Here is a 20,411-nt window from a genome sequence, read left to right on the forward strand (position 1 = left end):
GTGGTTCCCTCCGGATCAGTGTTTCAGGTCAAGCGCGATCTGTTCGATCTGCTGGAGAATGGTCTTGAGATGGATGCGCAGCCGCTTGGCCTTGGCCGGGTCGTAGGCGAAAGGCGGCGTTTCGGAGCTCAGATGGGTGGATTGTGCCAGTTCCATCTGGATCGCGTGCACGCCCGTTTCCGGCTTGCCATAGTGGCGCGTCGTCCATCCGCCCTTGAAGCGGCCGTTGAGGATGCTGGTAAAGCCGTCGGCCTTCGCGCAGACCTCAAACGTTGCCGCCTCGATGGCCTTGGCGCAGGTGCGACCCATATCGGTGCCGACGTTGAAGTCCGGCAGCTTGCCCTCGAAGAGGAAGGGGATGTGCGAACGGATCGAATGGCAGTCGTAGAGCACGGCAACGCCATGGATCGCCTTCACCCGCTCGATCTCGGCGGCCAGCGCCGCATGATAGGGGGCGTGGAAATCGCGGAGCCGCGCAGCGATGTCGTCGGCGTCAGGGGCTTCGCCGTCCTTCCAGATCGGCGCGCCGTCGAAATCGGTCTCGGGCACCAGGCCAGTGGTGTTCTGGCCGGGATAGAGGCTCCCTCCTTCCGGGTCGCGATTGGCGTCGATGACGTAACGATGGAAGGTCGCCCGCACCGTCGTCACATTGTCGAGCAGCCCGTCATAGAGCTCAAAGATATGCCAGTCGGTGTCGGCGAGGATGCGGCCGTTGTCGTTCAGCCGCGCCCGGATTTCGACCGGAACGTCCGTACCGGTATGGGGAAAGCCGAGGATAACAGGAGAGGTGCCTTGGCGGACTTCGAAGACGGCCATTGTCACGCCTCCAGTTTCGGCAGGATGCCGGCGGAGACGGCGGCGTTCAGCTTGCCGGAAGCAACGAGATCGCTGGCAATTTGCAGGTCGTCGGCCATGTAACGATCTTCCTCGATCGGCGGCGACACGGCGCGGAGCACTGCTGCGGCCTTCTGCAGCTCGGGGCTGGTCGCCAGCGGGGCGCGGCACTCGACACCCTGCACCGCGGTCAGCGCCTCGATGCCGATGATCGAAAACAGGTTGTCGGTCATCTGCAGCAGGCGGCGGGCGCCGTGGCAGGCCATGGAGACGTGGTCTTCCTGGTTGGCCGAGGTGGGCGTGGAATCGACCGATGCCGGGTGCGACAGCTGCTTGTTCTCGCTCATCAGAGCGGCGGAGGTCACTTCGGCGATCATCAGGCCGGAGTTGAGGCCGGGCTTCTTGGCGAGAAAGGCCGGCAGGCCGTAGGAGAGCGCCGGGTCGACGAGAAGCGCGATGCGGCGCTGGGCGATGGCGCCGATCTCGCAGATCGCCAGCGCAATCTGGTCGGCGGCGAAGGCCACCGGCTCGGCATGGAAGTTGCCGCCGGAAACGACCGAATTATCGGAGAGCACCAGCGGGTTGTCGGTGACAGCGTTGGCTTCGATCTCGAGCGTGCGGGCAACCGAGCGCAGGAGATCGAGGCAGGCGCCGTCGACCTGCGGCTGGCAGCGGATGCAATAGGGATCCTGGACGCGCTCGTCACCCTCGATATGGCTCTGGCGGATGGCCGAGCCTTCGAGCAGGGTGCGGAGCGCCGCGGCGGTGTCGATCTGGCCCTGGTGGCCGCGCAGCGTATGGATGTCAGAATGGAACGGCGCCGAGGAACCCATGGCCGCATCCGTCGACATGGCGCCGGTGATCAGTGCTGCCTGCGCGGCGCGGTGAGCGCGGTACAGGCCGGCGAGCGCCAGCGCGGTCGAGGTCTGGGTACCGTTGATCAGCGCCAGCCCTTCCTTGGCCGCGAGCCTCACCGGGGTCAGGCCGGCCTTGTCGAGGGCGCGGGCGCCGCTCATGCGCTCACCACCGAAGTAGGCCTCGCCATAGCCCATCATCACCGCCGACATGTGGGCAAGCGGCGCGAGGTCGCCGGAGGCGCCGACGGAGCCCTTTTCCGGGATCAGCGGAATGACGCCTTTTTCCAGCATCGCCTCGATCAGCCGGACGATTTCGAGACGAACGCCGGATGCGCCGCGGCCGAGCGAGACCAACTTCAGCGCCATGATCAGGCGGACGACATTTTCCGGCAAGGGAGCGCCGACGCCGCAGCAGTGCGACAGGATGAGGTTGCGCTGGAGCGTGGTGACATCGGCGGCATCGATCTTGATCGAGGCGAGTTTGCCGAAGCCGGTGTTGATGCCGTAGACCGGGGCATTGCCGGCGGCGATCTCGGCGATGCGGGCAGCCGCCTTGGCGATGCCGGCGTCGAACGACGGATCGAGGCGGGCCGGCTCGCCGGTCCAGTAGATGGTTTCGAACGATTTCAGCGGGACCGAGCCCGGATGCAGGGTGATGGTCATTTCGAAGTCTCTCCCAGTGCGGCATGCGGCCGCTGATCAGTGTCACCGGCCGTGACGCACGCGCCGGTAGAGCGGATTGAAGCCCATCCGGTAGACGAGCTCCGCCGGTTGGCCGATGTCCCAGAGGACGAAGTCGGCCCATTTCCCGGCCTCGAGCGTCCCCAGCTCGTCAACGAGGCCGAGCGCGCGGGCGGCTTCGCGAGTGGTGCCGGCAAGGCATTCCTCGACCGTCATGCCGAACAGGGTTGCCGCCATGTTCATCGTCAGCAGGAGCGAGGTCAGAGGCGAGGTGCCGGGGTTGTTGTCGGTGGCGACGGCCATCTTCACGCCGTGCTCGCGGAAGAGCGCGATCGGCGGCTTCTTCGTCTCGCGAATGAAGTAGAAGGCGCCGGGCAGGATGACGGCGACTGTGCCGGCTTTCGCCATGGCGCTCGCGCTGGCAGCACTCGTGTATTCGAGATGATCGGCCGAAAGCGCGCCGTAAGAGGTGGCAAGTGCTGCGCCTTCGAGGTTGGAGAGCTGGTCGGCATGCAGCTTGACCGGCAGGCCGATCGCCTTTGCCGCGTCAAAAACGCGGGCGATCTCGGCCGGGGAGAAAGCGATGCCCTCGCAGAAGCCGTCGACGGCGTCGGCAAGACCTTCGGCGGCAATGGCCGGCAGCATGTCGGAAATCACCTTGTCGATGTAGGCGGCCTTGTCGCCTTTCATCTCCTGCGGCAGCGCGTGCGCACCGAGGAAGGTGGTGCGGACCGACACGTCCCTCAGTGCGCCGAGCGTCCGTGCCGCGCGCAGCGACTTCATCTCGTTTTCACGGTCGAGCCCATAGCCGGACTTGATCTCGACGGTCGTCACGCCTTCGGCAAGAAGCGCCTCGAGACGAGGCAGGCTCTGCGCCACCAGTTCGTCCTCGCTCGCAGCGCGCAGTGCGGAAACGGAGGAGACGATACCGCCGCCGGCACGGGCGATCTCTTCGTAGGATGCCCCTTTAAGGCGCATCTCGAATTCGTTGGCCCGGTTGCCCGCGTGGACGAGGTGCGTGTGGCAGTCGATCAGCCCCGGCGTGATCCATCGGCCCTCGCAATCGATCGTCTCCAGGGAATGGAGCGGCGAGGGGAGGTCAGTCTCCGGGCCGGCAAAGGCAATGCGCCCGTCCCGGACTGCGATTGCGCCTTTCTCGACAAGGCCCATGCCGGCAAGTTGCGGATCGAATGTTGCGAGCCGTGCATTGCGCCAGAGCCGGGCTGTCGCATCCGTCCCCTCGTTTGTTTTTGTCTTCGATACAGCTGCCGACATCGTTTCACTCTTCCCTCTGTTGTTGATAATGTATATACATAATAAAAATCGAGCAAGCCTGATTTTTTGGCTTGTTGCGTGAAGGAGGATACGGTGGCTGTCATTTTTGCGAGGGAAGCCCTGCTACCGGCAGGCTGGGCGAGAGGCGTGCGCATCTGGCTTGAGGAGGGGCATATTTCCGCAATCGAGACGGGTGTACCCGCCGCGGCCGCAGACGAACGCCACGGTGCGATCGTGCCTGGGATGGCAAACCTGCATAGCCACGCATTCCAGCGCGCGATGGCCGGGCTGGCGGAGATGCGCGGGCCCGGCAGCGACAGTTTCTGGAGTTGGCGCGAGGTCATGTATCGCTTCGCGCTGACGATGACGCCGGAACAGGTCGAGGCAGTCGCGGCGCAGCTTTACGTGGAGATGCTGGAGGCAGGTTTCACGCGCGTCGGCGAATTTCACTACCTGCACCACGACAGCGATGGCTGCCCCTATGATGACATTGCCGAGATGGCTGAGCGGATTGTTTCGGCGACGTCCGCGACCGGGATCGGCCTGACTTTGCTCCCCGTTCTCTATGCCCATTCCAGCTTTGGCGGCGCCGCGCCGGGCGAGGGGCAGCGCCGCTTCATCAACGATCGTGATGCATATGCGAGGCTTCTGGCGCGGTGCCGTGAACTGACGGCGCGTCTGCCGGGCGGCGTGACCGGAGTTGCACCGCACAGCTTGCGGGCGGTGACGCCCGGGGAGCTTGCGGATGTGGTGGCTATGGCGGGAGACGGGCCGATCCACATTCACATCGCCGAGCAGGTGAAGGAAGTTGAGGACTGCATCGCCTGGTCCGGTAAGCGACCGGTCGAGTGGCTGCTGGAAAATGCGACGGTGGACGGCCGCTGGTGCCTGATTCATGCCACTCACATGATCAAGGCAGAAACGCGCGGAGTGGCAGAAACCGGTGCGATCGCGGGGCTGTGTCCGATTACCGAGGCCAATCTTGGCGATGGGACGTTTCCGGCCGGCGAATTCCTCGCCCAGGACGGGCGCTATGGCGTCGGCTCCGATTCGAACGTGTTGATCGGCCTTGGGGACGAACTGCGACAACTCGAATACTCGCAGCGACTGGCACACCGGGCCCGCAACGTGCTCGCTGCACCCGGAGGTTCGACCGGAAGAGCCTTGTTTGACGGTGCGGTCAATGGCGGCGCAGCGGCGCTTGGGGCGGGCTCCGGTATCGAGACCGGCAAGCCGGCAGATTTTGTCAGCCTCCGCCCATACCACGACGTGCCGATTTCCGGCGACGGACTGCTCGATTCGTGGATCTTCGCCCGTGGCGTCGGCGTCGACTGCGTTTGGGTGAACGGCAGGAAGCTGGTGAAGGACGGACGGCATCATGCGCGGGAGGCAATCGCGCGGAGTTTCTCCGAGGCAATGCGCGCCCTCCTGGTCTGATGTACGCGTTTACTCCGACGCCCGGAACGCGCAGTTGCAGGTTGGCCGAGAATCGTGATGCATCCGGTCCACGATGGGCCTGAATGGAATTGGGACTTGGCATGGACGACACGAACGAACCCGCGCTGGCAGCCAAGGAGCCATCGCTGCACCGACGCATCTTGGAGGAGGTCGAGGGCAGGATCCTGTCGGGCGATTGGCCGCCGGGTTACCGCATTCCCTTCGAGCATGAACTGACCGAGCAATACGGCTGTTCGCGCATGACGGTGAACAAGGCGCTGACGGAACTGGTCAAGCGAGGGCTGATCGAGCGCCGGCGCAAATCCGGCAGCTTCGTGACCCAGCCTCATGCGCAGTCAGCAGTTCTGGAAATTCATGATATCGAGGCGGAGGTGCGCTCGCTCGGCTTACCGTATCGCTACGAGCGCCTTTCGCGGGCCGAACGGGTATCAAGGGTTGGCGATCGTAAGCTGCTGGATCTTTCACCCGGAGCGCAGCTGATCGATCTTGTCGCGGTGCATTACGCGGGGGCTCGGCCCTTCTGCCTGGAGGAGCGGAAGATCAACCTGTCGGCGGTGCCGGAGGCGGGCGGAGAGGCGTTCGAGAAGATTGCGCCGGGTCGATGGTTGCTCGGCCAGGCGCCGTGGAGTGCGGCCGAACATCGTATTCGCGCAGTTGCGGCCGACCAGCGCGCTGCCGAGCTATTGCGTGTCGCGCCCGGGGCTGCCTGCCTGGTGATCGAACGCCGCACCTGGAGCGGCGGCGTCTACATCACCCATGTGCGGTTGACCTATCCGGGCGAGAGCCACGAACTGGTCGCCGAATTCGCGCCGACGCATCCGAAGGGGTGAGCACGGGCGCGCAAAGGGGCGCACCTGTGTGTGTGTCAGTCGATGACGACGATCGATGATTCCTTTTTTGCCCGTGCCGTCGAAGGCGCATAGTAGCTGGACTGCCGCCAACCGGGACGGGTGAGGGTGATGAAGTCGGTTCCTTTTCCGGTTTCCAGCTCGTGGCCGGTGTCCGAGATCGTGATCGAGGCACCGTCGCCAACCAGCGCTTCCACCTTCCGGCGCAGTTCATCGGGGATGGAGATCCGGTCGAGCGCGCTCGTGATCGGGTCCACTGCTGTTGTGACTTCGATCGAGCCGGGATCCGCGATCCCGAGGCGCTTGCGTGTCGGGATGGCCAACTCGTTGTCCATCGTCACGGCGAACCAGTCGATGGCGCCGGTCCGCGGATCGGCCTCGCGTGCGAGCAGGAACTGGGTTCCGAGTTCCCGCTCCGGTTCGCGAATCTCGATAGGCCCGTCAAGGAGGGGCTCGAAAGCCTGGCGCACGTAGAGCCATCCGTTTTGCGGCACGGCGCGGCCCGCCTTGCGATATGTGGCTTCCACGAGTTCGGGCTTCAGGTTTCCGTCGCTGGTCAGGCCTTCAGGCGTCAGGCCCTCCGAAGTCTGGAAAGCGCGGATTGCGGCGATGGTCTTCTGGCCGGCCAGCCCGTCGGCTATGCCTACATCGTAGCCCAGCTCATTCAGCACAATCTGCACGTCCTTCAGCGATTGCCGCGTCGTGCGCCGCGTGATGAGGATGCGGACCGGTTCGCCGGGTGGTTTACGAATCACGGGTTCGGTCACCGGCGCACTCGGTTCGCTCATGGCGACTTCCACGGCACCGTCCGAGGCGTCCGGAAGCGTTGGTCGCAATATCGCATCCGACAGGAGCAGGCCATCGTCCGCATCGCTCTGCGGGCGGAACAGGGCTGGATGCTCGACTCGCCGCGGTACCGCCTCAGCGCCCGTCACCAGAACGTGGCCACCACGCTGCGTCAGGCTGTAGAGCGATTTCGCAAAATCGGGCGGCATGCGTACGCAGCCGTGCGACGCTGGATAGTCGGGCACATGATTGGAGGCGTGCAGCGCAATGCCGGACCAGGTCAGCCGCTGCATATAGGGCATGGGTGCATCATCGTAGATATTGGAATGATGCATGCGCTTCTTCTCTAGAATGGAGAAGATCCCCGCGGGGGTAGCATGCCCATCCTTGCCGCTTGAGATGTTGGAGCTCGCCACGAGCGTTTCTCCGTCATAGACCTTCAGTGTCTGCAGGTCTCGGGACACGACGATCTGCAACGGTCCCTCGATCGTCCCTGCAACAGCGGTGACGGAGGAAAGGGCAAAGAGACCGATCCCGGCGGCGAAGCGTAACAGCATGTTTCCCGTCCTTACGCGATACAAGGGAAACGCAGAACCTATCGCTTCGGTTTTAATGAACCTTTTAAGGGCGGAGAAAATGGGCGGGCGTGGACCAGGACGCCTCAAAAGCGTCCTATCGCCGATCCTTGCCGAAGGTGTAGCCAGTCTCCACGCTCTTCTTGCCGAACTTGTCGCGCAAGGTGTTCATCGCCGCCTCCGCTGCGGCGCGCCGGCTGGCGGCCGGATCGACGAGATCGGGCGGATCGGCGCGCTGCGGATCGCAGAGGTCGGTGACGCCGATGCCGATCAGGCGAAATTTCGTGCCGTCGGTTTCCTTCTTCAGGAGTTCCATGCCGATGCGGAAGATCCGGTCGGCGAGCATCGTCGGGTCTTCGAGCTTGCGGTTGCGCGTGCGGCTCTTGAAATCGGCGGACTTGAGCTTCAGGACGACGGTCTGGCCGGCGATGTTAGCCTTGCGCAGACGTGTCGCCACCTGCTCGCTGAGTTGGCGCAGGTGGGCGACGAGATCGTCATAGGCTGAAATGTCATCGAAGAAGGTCGTCTCGGAGGAAACGCTCTTGGCCGCATCGTTGAGGTGCACTTCGCGGTCGTCCTGTCCGCGCGAGAGGTTGTAGAGCCGCTTGCCCATGATGCCGTAGCGCCGCATCAGGTCGCTCTCCTCCATCGTCTGGAGCTGGCCGATCTCGCGAATGCCGTCGCGCTCCAGCGTTTCGGCAAAGGCCTTGCCGACGCCCCAGACCAGTCGGACCGATTTCGGCCGCAGGAATTCCAGCGCCTCGGCCTGGCCGATCACCGAGAAGCCGCGCGGCTTCTGCAGGTCGGAGGCCACCTTGGCGAGAAATTTGCAGTAGGAGAGGCCAACCGAGATCGTGATGCCGATCTCGCGCTCCACCCGCTGGACGAAGCGGGCCAACACGCGCGCGGGCGGGTCGTGATGGAGCCGTTCGGTGCCCTTCAGTTCGAGAAAGGCTTCGTCGATCGACAGCGGTTGCACGAGTGGCGTGAGCTCCTGCATCAGCGTCCTGACCTCGCGGCCGACGCGAACGTATTTTTCCATGTCCGGCTTGACCACGACCGCCTGGGGGCAGGCTTCCAGCGCCTTGAACATCGGCATGGCCGAGCGCACGCCATGGACGCGCGCGATGTAGCAGGCAGTGGAGACCACTCCGCGTTTTCCGCCGCCGATGATCACTGGCTTGTCGATGAGTTCAGGATTATCGCGCTTCTCGATCGAGGCGTAGAAGGCGTCGCAATCGATGTGCGCGAGCGTCAGGGAGTAAAGCTCGTCATGATAGATCAGGCGCGGGCTGCCGCATTTCTGACAGCGACGTTGCGCTGGCGATTGCCCGGCAAGGCAATCGCGGCAAAAACCCTGATGGCGCGTCACGTCTGGCTGCATCTTGAGAACAAAGATTGAACATCGGCACATTAGCCACTAATCTAACGAGTCTCAAGGCCCAGGCATGCGCTGGTGGCATCGAATGAGGAGCACATGGAACTGCCCTTCGTATTCCAACCTGCCGTAGCATTCGGCCGGTGCCGCTCCGCAGCAGTGCCGTCAAAACGGAGGTCTTGCGAAATGAGCGCGGATCAGGCGTTCCGCATGGCGCCAGTCCGTTGCCCGCAGAACCTTTTCACCGGGGTCGGGTGCCATCGCGCGAAAGACTTGATTGGCCATCAATTGGACAAGCAGTGCCTCGGGAACGCTTCCTTGCACCGAGAGATGATTGAAGTGGATGTCGTCGACGAACGCGAGCGGCAGCGGTCGGGAGCGGTGCAGGGCCTGCACGACCGGACCCTTCGCAGCTTCGGTCGCCACCAGCGGAAATGTCAAGCCGATCCGGTGCAGCAGCCGGCGCCGGGCCTCGGCATGCCGTGGCGGCATCGCGGTCAGGAACACGATGTCCGCGTCGCGGCCAAGCGCCCCGAGCGTTTCCACCGCGAGTACGGCGGGTGTCTGCCAGTCTTCCTGCAGGCGGAAGAAATCTTCCTGCAGCGCATCGACGACCGTATCGATCGCGGCCTCGCCGGTCGCGCTTTCAATGATGTTGCCGTGGAGCCGGAAGGAACGGGGCAGCAAATCATGGCCGCGGGAATTGAGGAAGGCGGCAAACGGCGAGAGGAATTCAAGCACCACTTCGTCGATGTCGCAGACGACAAGCGGCCGATCCGCGAGGCGGACGTGGTCGAGTGGGAATATCGTGCCGGCGACCATCACCAGCCGCCGCCGTGGGCGCTGCCGCTAAGGCTGGCATGCGCGCGTACGACCTGCTCCGGTTTCGTGCCGGTCGCCTCGCAAAAGGCCATCAGCGTAGGCTCATGGCCCATGAGGAAGTCGACAAGGCCGGCAAGGAAGCTGAGGTTGGTTGCTGCCGCGCGCACTGCCGATGGATCGACGCCGGTCAGCGCCAGAAAACGGGACAGGAGTTCCGGTTCGCCAGCGAGCCATGCAAGCACGGCGATTGCCGTCGATTCGGCGTCCTCGGCCGCTGTATCTTTTTGGCTTTGCATGGCAATTTCCCTGAAAAGTTACCTTTTAGTCAACCAAATGCCGCTAGCATGGCGGGAATCGTGCTGGGTGAATTCGGCTTTGCGGCAACTTATATCTCTCTTGGGACGTTGCAAAGCTGGAGTGAGGGGCAAGGACGCGTAATGCCGAAACAGGTGATGATCGTCGAGGACAATGAGCTCAATATGAAGCTCTTCCGGGACCTCATCGAGGCCTCCGGCTACACGACAATCCAGACCAGAAATGGAATGGAAGCCCTCGACCTCGCCCGCCGCTACCGCCCTGATCTGATCCTCATGGACATCCAGTTGCCCGAGGTTTCCGGCCTCGAGGTGACGAAGTGGCTGAAGGAGGACGACGAACTGCATGTCATCCCCGTCATCGCGGTGACGGCGTTTGCGATGAAGGGCGACGAGGAGCGGATTCGCCAGGGCGGCTGTGAGGCCTATGTCTCCAAGCCAATCTCGGTGCCGAAATTTATTGAAACTATCAAAACCTATCTGGGCGATGCATGAGGCGGGGTGGGACGCATGACAGCGCGCATACTCGTCGTTGACGACATTCCGGCCAACGTCAAACTGTTGGAGGCTCGGCTTCTCGCCGAGTATTTCGACGTTCTGACAGCGGCCAATGGATATGATGCGCTTGCAATCTGCGAACGGACCCAGGTCGACCTCATCCTTCTCGATGTGATGATGCCGGGCATCGACGGCTTTGAGGTCTGCGAGCGGCTCAAGGACAATCCGAAGACGGCGCATATTCCCGTTGTGATGGTCACAGCACTCGACCAGCCCTCAGACAGGGTGAGGGGTCTCAAGGCCGGGGCCGACGATTTTCTCACCAAGCCTGTCAACGATCTGCAATTGATGTCGCGCGTCAAGAGCCTGGTGCGCCTGAAGACGCTGACGGACGAACTGCGGATACGGGCGGCCACTGCCCACGCGCTCGGCATGGAGTCTGGGCTTGCAGGTGCTCTCGGCGAAGAGCCGGGCTCGGTCTTGCTGGTGGATGGCCGCGGCAGTTCGCAGGAGAGGATCGTTCGCGGACTAGGGCCGATTGCCGATGTCACCTGCATGTCCGATCCGCAGGCAGCCTTGTTTGAAGCGGCTGAAAATCCGTTCGAACTGGTTATCGTCAATTCCAATTTCGCAGACTACGATCCGCTTCGCCTGTGCTCGCAGTTGCGGTCGCTGGAGAGAACGCGCTACCTGCCGATTCTGCTGATCACCGACCAGGGCAACGATGAGATGGTGGTGCGGGCACTTGATCTCGGGGTTACGGACTACTTGATGCGTCCGATCGAACCAAACGAGCTGTTGGCCCGCAGTCTCACCCAGATTCGTCGGAAGCGCTATACTGATCGGCTACGCGCCAATGTCACCCAGTCGATCGAACTGGCGGTTATTGATGGCCTTACAGGCCTGCACAATCGCCGCTACCTCGACAGCCATCTGAAGCTGTTAATGGACCGTTCCATGGCCCGTGGGCGCCAGATGTCCGTCTGCATTACTGACATCGACCGCTTCAAGCTCATCAACGACACATACGGCCATGATGTCGGCGACGCTGTCCTGCGCGAGTTCGCCAACCGGCTGCGGACGGCTGTGCGTGGTGCCGACCTTGCCTGCCGATACGGCGGGGAAGAGTTCGTGCTGGTGATGCCGGACACCTCTGCCGAGACGGCAACGGCCGTTGCTGAGCGGCTGCGGATGACAATCGAGCAGGGGCCGTTTGTGCTTCCGGATGTCGGTGCCGCCCTGCAGGTGACTGCCTCGCTCGGGATTGCTTCTCTCCTGCAAGACGGCGACGGACCGGAGGCACTCATGAAACGTGCGGACATGGCGCTCTACGAGGCAAAGCGTTCCGGCCGCAATCGCGTGGTCGCGACTGCTGCGTAGTCACGAATTCCCTGGTGGACTCTTCGAGATAGCGATAACGCGGTTGCACGGTCCGTTCCTGCGAACGCAGTTGTGCGAGTCGTGGCAGAAGAGACACAGTCTCGCTACGCAAATAGTTTTCCACAGCTTTTCTCCATGAAGCCGGACGATATCTGACTATGGGTCAACTTTCTTTTGTCCGACCGAACGGGTACTGCTGCTTGCCATTCGGTGTGGCGGATCGCTAAAAAACCATCGCATAGGCTATTTTTTGTAATTTATATTACTGTTCGCGTTTGCTAATGTATTCAACGTGTTCTGATCGCACAGTGAATGGGGTTACCTTGCGTCAGGACGTTTAGTACCGGCGATATGCATCTGGGGGTTGTTGATTTCGCCGGAAAATTTAGTTGTATGACATAACGTTTTCTTCGCCTTATTCCCTGCGGTGTAGGCAAACGAGTTAACCATGGCTGCCGGCGGTGCGTCGGCGGCACCTAAGATTTCGTTGATTTTTTTTCAATTCCGCGCAATCCTCTCCTTGAAGGTGAGCTGAAAGGCCCCTTACCGGTTACGTTACCCCATGATGCTAGGTCCGCCGCATCTCCTGGGTCGTGGGGTCGGCCGGCTGGCGATGACATTAGCGGAATCCTCGTGCCGTGGTCTTCCCCAGCCGGCCCCCATTCTGCGCCGCTTCCGAAAGGAGGCGGCGTTGTGCTTTCTCAGCCTGCCTTCCGAAAAAGTTGCTTACGTCGTCAGGCGGACGCGCAAAGAAAAAGGCGCGTCGCCATCGCGAACGCGCCTTTTCAGAAGTCAGAAAAACCAGGATTACTTGATCTTGGTTTCCTTGAACTCGACGTGCTTGCGCACGACCGGGTCGTACTTCGTCTTCGTCATCTTTTCCGTCATCGTACGGCTGTTCTTCGTCGTGACGTAGAAGAAGCCGGTGTCGGCCGTCGACAGCAGCTTGATCTTGATGGTGGTAGCCTTGGCCATGGTCGTCCTGCCTTTACAAAAACGAAGCCGTGGACGACCAGTCCGGTTCCACGGCGTTGAAGTCTAAATGTGGCGCGAAACTACAAATCGCGCCCGAAAAGTCAAGCCCGTTTTGGCCGGAATGCCATGCGCCCCAGGGAAAGTACGACATAGAGGCCGAAGAAGAACACGATTGCCCAGGCAAATCCGTTCGTACCCGTCAAATCGATGGCCGCACCGATTGCCTGCGGTCCGGCGACCGTTCCGACCGCGTAGCAGAAGATGAAGGCGGCATTGGCAGCGGCGAGGTCCGCGCCATGGAGGCGGGATCCGAGGTGGCTGAGGCCGACGGTGTAGAGGCCGGCAACGCATCCGCCCCAGAAGAACAGCACAGTCGCCATCAAGAGCCAGTTTTCTGCCAGAAGCGGCAACGCTGCTGCCCCCAAGAGCCCGATCAGCGCCATGATCGACAACAGGCTGCGCCTGTCCTTCATCCGGTCGGACAGCATGCCAAGCGGGATCTGGAAGACGAAGTTTCCGATTCCCATGACGGTGAGCAGCAAGGCCGCCTGCGATTCGGTGAAGCCGATTCGGGTGGCGTAGATCGGAAACAGCGACAGGCCGCCGACCTCGACCGCGCCGAAGACGAAGACCGCAGCCGTCGCCGTCGGCACGAGAAAGACGTAGCGCATGAAGTGCAACTCAGGCTTCTCGTCGATCGTCGGGCTTTCCCGGCGGGCAAACATGATGGGGACGGCTGCAAGGAGGATGATGCAGGCGCCGACTGCGAAGGGTCGCGGGCCGTCACTGCCGAGCAGGGAGAAGAGGAGAGGGCCGGCAGCAAACCCTAGCGACAGCACAGTTGCATAGATGCCGAGCACAAGCCCGCGTCGCCGCGGCGGGGCGGCGGCGTTGATCCAGAATTCGGAGAGAATGAACATCATTGTAATTGCGCCGTGGAACACCAGGCGCAGCGGGAACCAGAGCCAGAAGTCCTGGATGTAGTAGAAGCCGAGCGAACTGCCTGCGGCAAGGACGATAGCCGCAACCATCGTACTCGACGTGCCGAACCGGTGCGCGATCTGCGCCGCAAAAGGTGCTGCAAGCATGGAGGCGATACCCGCCATGGCAGAGTTCAGCCCGATCAGCGTGGACGGAATGCCGCGCTTCTCCATGATGATGCTGAGCAGCGGCAGCCCAAGGCCGATCGCAATTCCGACCGCTGAAATCGCCGCAATCGCGGCGAAGAGCGAGCGCCAGTGAATGTTGTCCACCGGGGTCCGGCTGCCGGACTGCGTTTTTTCCATCAGCACATTGATCCTAGAGCGTATCCCGGACGATCTGCCCCCGCCGGGTCAGAAAGAAGGCCGCCTGCACTCCGAACGGCAGGGATGGGTCTTTTTGAAGGCAGCCCTTCAGTTCTTCAAGAACCTTGACCGTTATAAAAGGCATTTCGACGCCAAATTGTTCGAATATGTCGATCCAACGCAGATCGAGCAATTCGTGGCTGTCGGTTGCCGCCGTAGGGTCAATGCCGGCTTCATCCGCGAAGAGGGCGAAGAAACGCGTGTCGAAGCGTCGGGGTTGGCCCGGCGGCGTGACGGCACGGGCGAAAAAGCGCAGTCCCGACAGATCGGGGCGGAAGGACAGCATTCCCGGTTGGTCGCTGACGTCGGTCCCGATCGTCAAACCGGCTTCTTCGTGCAGTTCGCGCAGGGCGGCAACGCCGATCCCACGTAGCGTTGCCTGGTTGGTTCGCGCCGGCGTGCGCAGGAGCAGCCGCGCGGTGGCGGCCGGGTGCAGCGGTGCACTGACGGCGATGCGTGAATCGTGGCGGTCCCGGCGACCGCCGGGAAAGACGTAGAGGTCGGGCATGAACACATGCTTGCTGCTGCGCTTGCCCACGAGAACGCGGAATCGATCCTCGGATCGGTCGATCACGACGACGGAAGCGGCATCCACCGGCCGCAACAGGCCGGGCTTCTTCATGCGGCCGGATCGCGAAGTTGCAGATCGTCGGCCGGCTTGTCGGCCTCTTCGCCGAAGCCATGCATTTTGAGTGCCCATTGCAGGCCGATGACGCCACCCTTGACCGGCTGCATCAGCCCGAGTGCTCCCATCAGCGTAACAGGTACCCAGATTGCGAGATGCATCCAGGTCGTGAGGGGCAGGATGAGGTCGGTCATCATGTAGCCCGCTAGGGCGATATGGCCGACGATTGTGATCACGATATAAGGCGGCAGGTCGTCGGCGCGATGATGTTTCATCTCTTCGCCGCAGACGGAACAGGCATCAACCGGTTTCAGGAAAGCCCTGAACAGGTGCCCTTCGCCGCAGGACGGGCAGCGGTTGAGCAAGCCGCGCTTGATTGCCTTGCCGGCCTGGCGGTCGTTGCCGGTGGATGTCACGGGAATGCCCTGTTGTTGAAATGTCGCCTGCATATCCATGTCCTTGTCGCCGGCGCAACCTTGTCCGGCTTTGGCGCATAATCCGACTTCAGCAAGGATCAGCGCAGCTTCAGGTTAGTGTGCTTTTGTGCGTCCAAACAGACACGCTGCGCACTAGCGTCTACCGCGCGGCGGGCGCGTACCCGGCTGTCGCCGTGAGCCGGCACGTTCGCGCCGACCCGCCTTGTGAAAAGAACGCACGCCTGTCGGCATCTTTCGCCCTTCGCTCAACATCTCGAACCGCAGGGCTCCGGCAAGCGGCACGGCCTCTGCGAGCCGGACGAGTACTTCATCGCCCAGCCGATAGCCGAGGCCGGTTTTTTCACCGGACAGGGCCTGATGCGCCTCGTCGAAGAGGTAATAGTCGCGCCCGAGCGTAGATATAGGCACGAAACCATCGGCGCCATAGGCGGGCAGGGTGACAAAAAGTCCCGCCTTGGTGACGCCGGAGACCCGGCCGTCGAATTCCTCGCCGATGCGGCCGGCGAGATGGTGTGCAATCAGCCGGTCGACCGTATCGCGTTCCGCCGCCATGGCGCGGCGTTCGAAGGTGGAGATTTCTGCAGCGATGTCGTCCAGCGTTCTTTCTTCGTCCGGCGTGATTCCACCTTCGCCGAGCTTCAGGGATGCCACCAGCGCGCGATGCACGATCAGGTCGGCATAGCGGCGGATCGGCGAGGTGAAGTGCGCATACTTCATCAGGTTGAGGCCGAAATGGCCGATGTTCTCCGGGCTGTAGATCGCCTGGCTCTGCGAGCGCAGCACCATCTCGTTGACCATCTGCTGGAAGGGTTTGTCTTCGGCCTTCTTCAGGATACCGTTGAAATGATTGGAGCGCATGTTGCCGCCCTTGGCGAGCGAGATGTCGAGCGTGGCGAGAAACTCGCGCAGCGTCTCCTGCTTGGCGAGCGAAGGCGCGTCGTGGACACGGTAGATCAGTGCCTGGCGCTTGGTCTCCAGCGTCTCCGCAGCGGCGACGTTCGCCTGGATCATCATCTCTTCGATCAGCTTGTGCGCATCGAGGCGCGGCGGAACGAAGACACGATCAACCGTACCATCATCCTTCAGCTGGATCTTGCGCTCGGGCATGTCGAGTTCGAGCGGCTGGCGCCGGTCGCGGCCAACCGTCAGAATACGGTAGGCGTTCCAGAGCGGCTTCAGGATCGTTTCGAGGATCGGCCTGGTCTTGTCGTCGGGTGCGCCGTCGATCGCAGCCTGCGCCTGTTGGTAGGACAGCTTGGCCGCACTCTTCATCATGATGCGATGGAAGGTATGGCTCGCCTTCCGGCCTTCCTTGGAGAAGACCATGCGAACAGCGAGCGCAGGGCGATCCTCGCCCTCCCGCAGCGAGCAGAGGTCGTTCGAAATGCGTTCGGGCAGCATCGGTACGACGCGGTCGGGGAAATAGACCGAGTTGCCGCGCTTCAAGGCTTCGCGGTCGAGTGCGGCGCCTGGCCGGACATAGTAGCTGACATCGGCGATGGCCACGGTGACGATGACGCCGCCCGGGTTCTCGGGTCTGGTGTCGGCTTCCGCGTAGACGGCGTCGTCATGGTCCTTTGCGTCCGCCGGGTCGATGGTGATCAACGGCAGGTCGCGCCAGTCCTCGCGATGCGACATGCTTGCCGGCCCGGCAGCCGCAGCTTCCTTGATAACGCTATCAGGGAAAATATAGGGAATGCCATGGGCGTGGATTGCGATCATCGAGATCGCCTTTTCCGAGGCGACCGAACCGATGACCGACTTGATCTGTGCGCGCGGCAGGCCGTAGCGGCCGATGCGGACGACGTCGATCTCGACCAGATCGCCGTCCTTTGCGCCGGCGGTGAAATCGCTGTCCACCGATAGCTCCTCGCCGCGGCGCTCGATCGGCATGATGCGGCCGCCGCCGTCGGGCATGGTACGGAACATGCCCATGCCGGCATTCTTGCGCTTGTCGAGGATCTTGATGATCCGTGCCGTGTAGGCAGGGCCGCCGCGGTCCTTTGCCGGGAAGATTTTTGCCAGCACGCGGTCACCGAGGCCGGCGACCGGTACCTTGCCGGATGACTTGCCGACGGTCGACTGACGGATCGTGACCGCAGGCGCCACGCCGGCATCGTCCAGCCATTCGGCCGGGCGGCCGATCAGGTCGCCGCTCACATCGCGCGTGGTGATGTCGAGGACGGTAACGGGTGGCAAGGCGCCGGGGCGCACGAGCGACTTGCGGCGCTTCTCCAGCAGCCCTTCTTCCTCGAAGCTCTTCAGAAGCATTTTTAGTTCGACACGCTTCTCGCCCTTCAGGCCGAACTCTTTCGAGATCTCCCGCTTCGAAGCCTTGTCCGGATGATCGGCGATAAAGCGCAGCAGCACGTCGCGCGGTGGAATCTCGCCGTGGATCAGCGGGATTTCGGCGCCCGGCGGCAGGTCGCGTCCCGCACGGCCGGGCCGCTTGCCTTTGGGCCGGTCGCGCGGATCATGCGTCATTCGCTTGCCTTCTTGGTTTTGGCTGCCGCCTTGGCTTTCGTGCCGGTTGCCTTGGCGGTCTTAGTCGTCTTTGCCTTGGTAGTTTTCGCAGCCGCTGTCTTGGACGAGGCGGATTTGGCCTTGGCCTTCGCTTTGGTGCCGCCGCTCTTACCGGCCTTCTCGGCGATCAGCACAAGCGCTTCTTCAATCGTCACCGCGTCGGCTTCCTTGCCTTTCGGCAGGGTCGCATTGACCTTACCCCAGTTGACATAAGGGCCGTAGCGGCCGTCCCGAACGGTGATCGCGCCGCCATCGGGGTGATCTCCGAGCGTCTTCAGCGCCGCCGGTGTTCCCCGGCCGCGGGCGCCGCCCTTGGTCTGCTTGTCGGCCAGTACGGATACGGCTCGGTTGAGGCCGATCGAGAACACGTCCTCGATGCTCTCCAGGTTGGCATAGGTGCCATCGTGCAGAACGAAGGGTCCGTAGCGACCAAGGCCGGAAGAGATCATCTTGCCAGTCTCGGGATGTGCGCCGATGTCGCGCGGCAGCGAGAGCAGGGCGACCGCCTTCTCATGATCGATGCTTGCGGGCGTCCACCCCTTCGGCAGGCTCGACCGCTTGGCTTCCTTGCCGTCGCCACGCTGGACATAGGGGCCGAAACGGCCGGACCGCAGGGTGATCTCTTCGCCGGTGTGCGGATCTTTGCCGAGGCTCTGCGGTTCGTTGGATGCGGCAGCCTCCGCATCGCCGTTTGCCTCGGAGGAAAGCTGGCGGGTGTAGTTGCATTCCGGATAGTTCGAGCAGCCGACAAAGGCGCCGTAGCGACCGAGTTTCAGCGACAGCTTTCCGGTGCCACAGACCTGGCAGGAGCGGGGATCGCCGCCATCCTCGCGCTTGGGGAAGACCAACGGCGCAAGGATGTCGTTCAGCGCATCCAGCACGTTTGTGACGCGCAGTTCCTTGGTCTCGTCGATCTGAGCAGTGAAGTCGCGCCAGAAGTCGCGCAGGACGTCCTTCCAGTTCAATTCGCCCGCAGAAATCTGGTCGAGTTTCTCTTCCAGCGATGCCGTGAAATCGTATCCGACGTAGCGGGTGAAGAAGCTTTCGAGGAAGGCAGTGACGAGACGTCCCTTGGCCTCCGGGATGAGCTTGCGCTTGTCGATGGTGATGTATTCGCGATCTTCCAGGGTCTTCAGCGTCGCGGCATAGGTAGATGGCCGGCCGATGCCGAGCTCTTCCATCTTCTTGATCAGCGAAGCTTCCGAGTAGCGCGGCGGCGGTTCGGTGAAGTGCTGGGTCGCGTTGATCTTCTGCTTGGCGAGATTTTCGCGCGCATTGATCTCCGGCAGGCGACCGTCCTCGTCGCCATCGTCCGACTGCTCGCCGTCCTCCTTCTGATCGGTGTAGGCGGCAATGAAGCCGTCAAAGCGGATTACTGAGCCGGTCGCCCGCAGGCCGGCGTGCTTGCCGCCATTGTCTGCATCGATCTCGACGGTCGTGCGCTCGATCTCGGCCGACGCCATCTGGCTGGCGATCGCACGCTTCCAGATCAGGTCGTAAAGCCTGGCCTGGTCCGGGTCGAGGGCGCGCCGGACCTGATCGGGTACGCGGTTGAAGTCGGTCGGGCGGATCGCTTCGTGCGCTTCCTGGGCGTTTTTCGCCTTGGTGGAGTAGAAGCGGGCCTTCTCCGGCAGGTAACGGTCGCCGAACTGGCTGCCGATGGCGTGGCGTGCGGCATCGATGGCTTCGGGGGCCATCTGCACGCCGTCGGTACGCATGTAGGTGATCAGACCGACCGTCTCGCCGCCGATGTCGATGCCTTCATAGAGCTTCTGAGCCACCTGCATGGTGCGCGAAGCCGAGAAACCGAGCTTGGAGGAAGCGGCCTGCTGCAGGGTCGAGGTTGTGAACGGAGGGGCCGGGTTGCGCTTGGTCGGCTTCGCCTCGACGCTCTCGACCCGATAGCTTGCGCTGTCGAGCAGGGTCTTGAGGCGGTTGGCTTCCTCGCCGTTGGTGATCGCCTTCGGCTGCAGCCGCTTGCCATCGGCCGAGACGAGGCGCGCCTCGAACTCGTCGCCGCGCGGCGTCTTCAGCAGCGCCGACAGGTTCCAGTATTCTTCCGAAACGAAGCGCTCGATCTCGGCCTCGCGGTCGCAGACGAGGCGCAGCGCCACGGACTGGACGCGGCCGGCGGAGCGTGCGCCCGGAAGCTTGCGCCACAGAACCGGCGAAAGGTTGAAGCCGACGAGATAGTCAAGTGCGCGGCGGGCCAGGTAGGCGTCGACCAGGTCAATGTCGATGTCGCGCGGCGCCTTCATCGCGTCGAGAACGGCCGACTTGGTGATTGCGTTGAATACGACGCGCTTGACCGGCTTGTCGCCCAGGACGCGCTTCTTTTTCAGAAGGTCGAGCACGTGCCAGGAGATCGCTTCACCCTCGCGATCCGGGTCGGTTGCAAGGATGAGGCCGTCGGAGGACTTTACCGCATCTGCGATGTCCTTCATCCGTTTTGCGGAGGCACCGTCGACTTCCCAGGACATCTCGAAGTCCTGGTCGGGCAGAACCGAGCCGTCCTTCGCAGGCAGGTCGCGGACATGGCCAAACGAGGCCAGGACCTTGTAGCCTGAACCCAGGTACTTATTGATTGTCTTGGCCTTGGCAGGCGATTCCACCACTACAACATTCATCGTCGTTCTCTGAAGCCGGGGGCGTTCCCGGCGGGATGGCCCTTTGAAATGCGATACGCGCCGGCGTTGTCGTCGCCTCGAAATGAACAGGGAAAGCGTCCCGGTCAAGAGGCGAGGGCAAAATAACTAAAAGCAATACAACCAAGGGATGTTTTATCGTATGTTGCAATTT

The 20,411-nt window shown here is 62.5% G+C and carries 17 protein-coding genes; 4 read left to right on the forward strand and 13 right to left on the reverse strand.

Annotation, left to right across the window (positions count from 1 at the left end):
• Positions 1-15 precede the first annotated feature (15 nt).
• The 3 genes from hutG to hutI are packed head-to-tail and all read right to left on the reverse strand — an operon-like array spanning position 16 to position 3,647.
• Positions 16-816 carry an N-formylglutamate deformylase gene (hutG, locus tag IB238_RS04280; RefSeq protein ID WP_192243873.1) on the reverse strand — a complete coding sequence of 267 codons (801 nt, stop codon included), beginning with the start codon at positions 814-816 and terminating at the stop codon, positions 16-18.
• A gap of 2 nt (positions 817-818) precedes the next feature.
• Positions 819-2,354: a histidine ammonia-lyase gene (gene hutH / locus IB238_RS04285; protein WP_192243875.1), complete on the reverse strand. Its 1,536-nt coding sequence runs from the start codon at positions 2,352-2,354 to the stop codon at positions 819-821.
• A 42-nt stretch (positions 2,355-2,396) separates the two neighbouring features.
• Positions 2,397-3,647: an imidazolonepropionase gene (gene hutI / locus IB238_RS04290; protein WP_192243877.1), complete on the reverse strand. Its 1,251-nt coding sequence runs from the start codon at positions 3,645-3,647 to the stop codon at positions 2,397-2,399.
• 93 nt (positions 3,648-3,740) lie between these two features.
• Here hutI and IB238_RS04295 point away from each other — a divergent pair, with 93 nt between their 5' ends.
• Together IB238_RS04295 and hutC are read left to right on the forward strand one after the other, a co-directional pair.
• Positions 3,741-5,084 carry a formimidoylglutamate deiminase gene (locus IB238_RS04295; RefSeq protein ID WP_192243879.1) on the forward strand — a complete coding sequence of 448 codons (1,344 nt, stop codon included), beginning with the start codon at positions 3,741-3,743 and terminating at the stop codon, positions 5,082-5,084.
• A gap of 83 nt (positions 5,085-5,167) precedes the next feature.
• Positions 5,168-5,935, forward strand: a complete 768-nt coding sequence (gene hutC / locus IB238_RS04300) for a histidine utilization repressor (protein ID WP_246723472.1) — start codon at positions 5,168-5,170, stop codon at positions 5,933-5,935.
• Between the two features lie 35 nt (positions 5,936-5,970).
• On the opposite strand, the gene IB238_RS04305 is transcribed toward hutC, so the two are convergent.
• The 4 genes from IB238_RS04305 to IB238_RS04320 all read right to left on the reverse strand — a co-directional run bounded on the left by IB238_RS04305 (position 5,971) and on the right by IB238_RS04320 (position 9,810).
• Positions 5,971-7,296, reverse strand: a complete 1,326-nt coding sequence (locus tag IB238_RS04305) for a L,D-transpeptidase family protein (RefSeq protein WP_192243881.1) — start codon at positions 7,294-7,296, stop codon at positions 5,971-5,973.
• A 115-nt stretch (positions 7,297-7,411) separates the two neighbouring features.
• Positions 7,412-8,728 (reverse strand): DNA polymerase IV, encoded by a 1,317-nt coding sequence (locus tag IB238_RS04310; RefSeq protein ID WP_192243883.1) that lies wholly within the window; start codon positions 8,726-8,728, stop codon positions 7,412-7,414.
• A 129-nt stretch (positions 8,729-8,857) separates the two neighbouring features.
• Complete coding sequence (locus IB238_RS04315; protein WP_192243885.1) at positions 8,858-9,514, reverse strand: hypothetical protein; 657 nt, start codon at positions 9,512-9,514, stop codon at positions 8,858-8,860.
• On the reverse strand, positions 9,514-9,810 hold the full coding sequence (locus IB238_RS04320) for a DUF3572 domain-containing protein (RefSeq protein ID WP_192243887.1): 297 nt from the start codon (positions 9,808-9,810) through the stop codon (positions 9,514-9,516). Before IB238_RS04320 ends, IB238_RS04315 begins: the two co-directional genes overlap by 1 nt.
• Before the next feature lie 141 nt (positions 9,811-9,951).
• On the opposite strand from IB238_RS04320, the gene IB238_RS04325 reads away from it, so the two are divergent.
• Together IB238_RS04325 and IB238_RS04330 are read left to right on the forward strand one after the other, a co-directional pair.
• Positions 9,952-10,323 (forward strand): response regulator, encoded by a 372-nt coding sequence (locus IB238_RS04325; protein ID WP_108001214.1) that lies wholly within the window; start codon positions 9,952-9,954, stop codon positions 10,321-10,323.
• Positions 10,324-10,338: 15 nt separating this feature from the next.
• Positions 10,339-11,706: a PleD family two-component system response regulator gene (locus IB238_RS04330; protein WP_192243889.1), complete on the forward strand. Its 1,368-nt coding sequence runs from the start codon at positions 10,339-10,341 to the stop codon at positions 11,704-11,706.
• 807 nt (positions 11,707-12,513) lie between these two features.
• On the opposite strand, the gene rpmG is transcribed toward IB238_RS04330, so the two are convergent.
• The 6 genes from rpmG to topA form a co-directional block, all read right to left on the reverse strand.
• Entirely contained in the window at positions 12,514-12,681 is a 168-nt protein-coding gene (gene rpmG, locus IB238_RS04335; RefSeq protein ID WP_192243891.1) for a 50S ribosomal protein L33, read from the reverse strand.
• A gap of 101 nt (positions 12,682-12,782) precedes the next feature.
• Complete coding sequence (locus IB238_RS04340) at positions 12,783-13,967, reverse strand: MFS transporter (RefSeq protein ID WP_192243893.1); 1,185 nt, start codon at positions 13,965-13,967, stop codon at positions 12,783-12,785.
• 13 nt (positions 13,968-13,980) lie between these two features.
• The gene (locus IB238_RS04345) at positions 13,981-14,649 is read right to left on the reverse strand and encodes an NUDIX hydrolase (protein ID WP_192243895.1); all 669 of its coding nucleotides are present in this window, start codon (positions 14,647-14,649) and stop codon (positions 13,981-13,983) included.
• Positions 14,646-15,101 carry a DUF983 domain-containing protein gene (locus tag IB238_RS04350; protein ID WP_192243897.1) on the reverse strand — a complete coding sequence of 152 codons (456 nt, stop codon included), beginning with the start codon at positions 15,099-15,101 and terminating at the stop codon, positions 14,646-14,648. The genes IB238_RS04345 and IB238_RS04350 overlap by 4 nt, the downstream gene beginning before the upstream one ends.
• A gap of 120 nt (positions 15,102-15,221) precedes the next feature.
• Positions 15,222-17,573 (reverse strand): ribonuclease R, encoded by a 2,352-nt coding sequence (gene rnr, locus IB238_RS04355; protein ID WP_192243899.1) that lies wholly within the window; start codon positions 17,571-17,573, stop codon positions 15,222-15,224.
• Entirely contained in the window at positions 17,570-20,239 is a 2,670-nt protein-coding gene (gene topA, locus IB238_RS04360; RefSeq protein WP_192243901.1) for a type I DNA topoisomerase, read from the reverse strand. Before topA ends, rnr begins: the two co-directional genes overlap by 4 nt.
• Positions 20,240-20,411: the final 172 nt, after the last annotated feature.

Source organism: Rhizobium sp. ARZ01, assembly GCF_014851675.1.
Lineage (GTDB): Bacteria > Pseudomonadota > Alphaproteobacteria > Rhizobiales > Rhizobiaceae > Mycoplana.

Coding starts and splice junctions, on each gene's coding strand:
- hutG (WP_192243873.1), bottom strand. CDS start 816: ATGGCCGTCTTCGAAGTCCGCCAAGGCACCTCTCCTGTTATCCTCGGC.
- hutH (WP_192243875.1), bottom strand. CDS start 2,354: ATGACCATCACCCTGCATCCGGGCTCGGTCCCGCTGAAATCGTTCGAA.
- hutI (WP_192243877.1), bottom strand. CDS start 3,647: ATGTCGGCAGCTGTATCGAAGACAAAAACAAACGAGGGGACGGATGCG.
- hutC (WP_246723472.1), top strand. CDS start 5,168: ATGGAATTGGGACTTGGCATGGACGACACGAACGAACCCGCGCTGGCA.
- IB238_RS04305 (WP_192243881.1), bottom strand. CDS start 7,296: ATGCTGTTACGCTTCGCCGCCGGGATCGGTCTCTTTGCCCTTTCCTCC.
- IB238_RS04310 (WP_192243883.1), bottom strand. CDS start 8,728: ATGTGCCGATGTTCAATCTTTGTTCTCAAGATGCAGCCAGACGTGACG.
- IB238_RS04315 (WP_192243885.1), bottom strand. CDS start 9,514: ATGGTCGCCGGCACGATATTCCCACTCGACCACGTCCGCCTCGCGGAT.
- IB238_RS04320 (WP_192243887.1), bottom strand. CDS start 9,810: ATGCAAAGCCAAAAAGATACAGCGGCCGAGGACGCCGAATCGACGGCA.
- IB238_RS04325 (WP_108001214.1), top strand. CDS start 9,952: ATGCCGAAACAGGTGATGATCGTCGAGGACAATGAGCTCAATATGAAG.
- IB238_RS04330 (WP_192243889.1), top strand. CDS start 10,339: ATGACAGCGCGCATACTCGTCGTTGACGACATTCCGGCCAACGTCAAA.
- rpmG (WP_192243891.1), bottom strand. CDS start 12,681: ATGGCCAAGGCTACCACCATCAAGATCAAGCTGCTGTCGACGGCCGAC.
- IB238_RS04340 (WP_192243893.1), bottom strand. CDS start 13,967: ATGGAAAAAACGCAGTCCGGCAGCCGGACCCCGGTGGACAACATTCAC.
- IB238_RS04345 (WP_192243895.1), bottom strand. CDS start 14,649: ATGAAGAAGCCCGGCCTGTTGCGGCCGGTGGATGCCGCTTCCGTCGTC.
- IB238_RS04350 (WP_192243897.1), bottom strand. CDS start 15,101: ATGCAGGCGACATTTCAACAACAGGGCATTCCCGTGACATCCACCGGC.
- rnr (WP_192243899.1), bottom strand. CDS start 17,573: ATGACGCATGATCCGCGCGACCGGCCCAAAGGCAAGCGGCCCGGCCGT.
- topA (WP_192243901.1), bottom strand. CDS start 20,239: ATGAATGTTGTAGTGGTGGAATCGCCTGCCAAGGCCAAGACAATCAAT.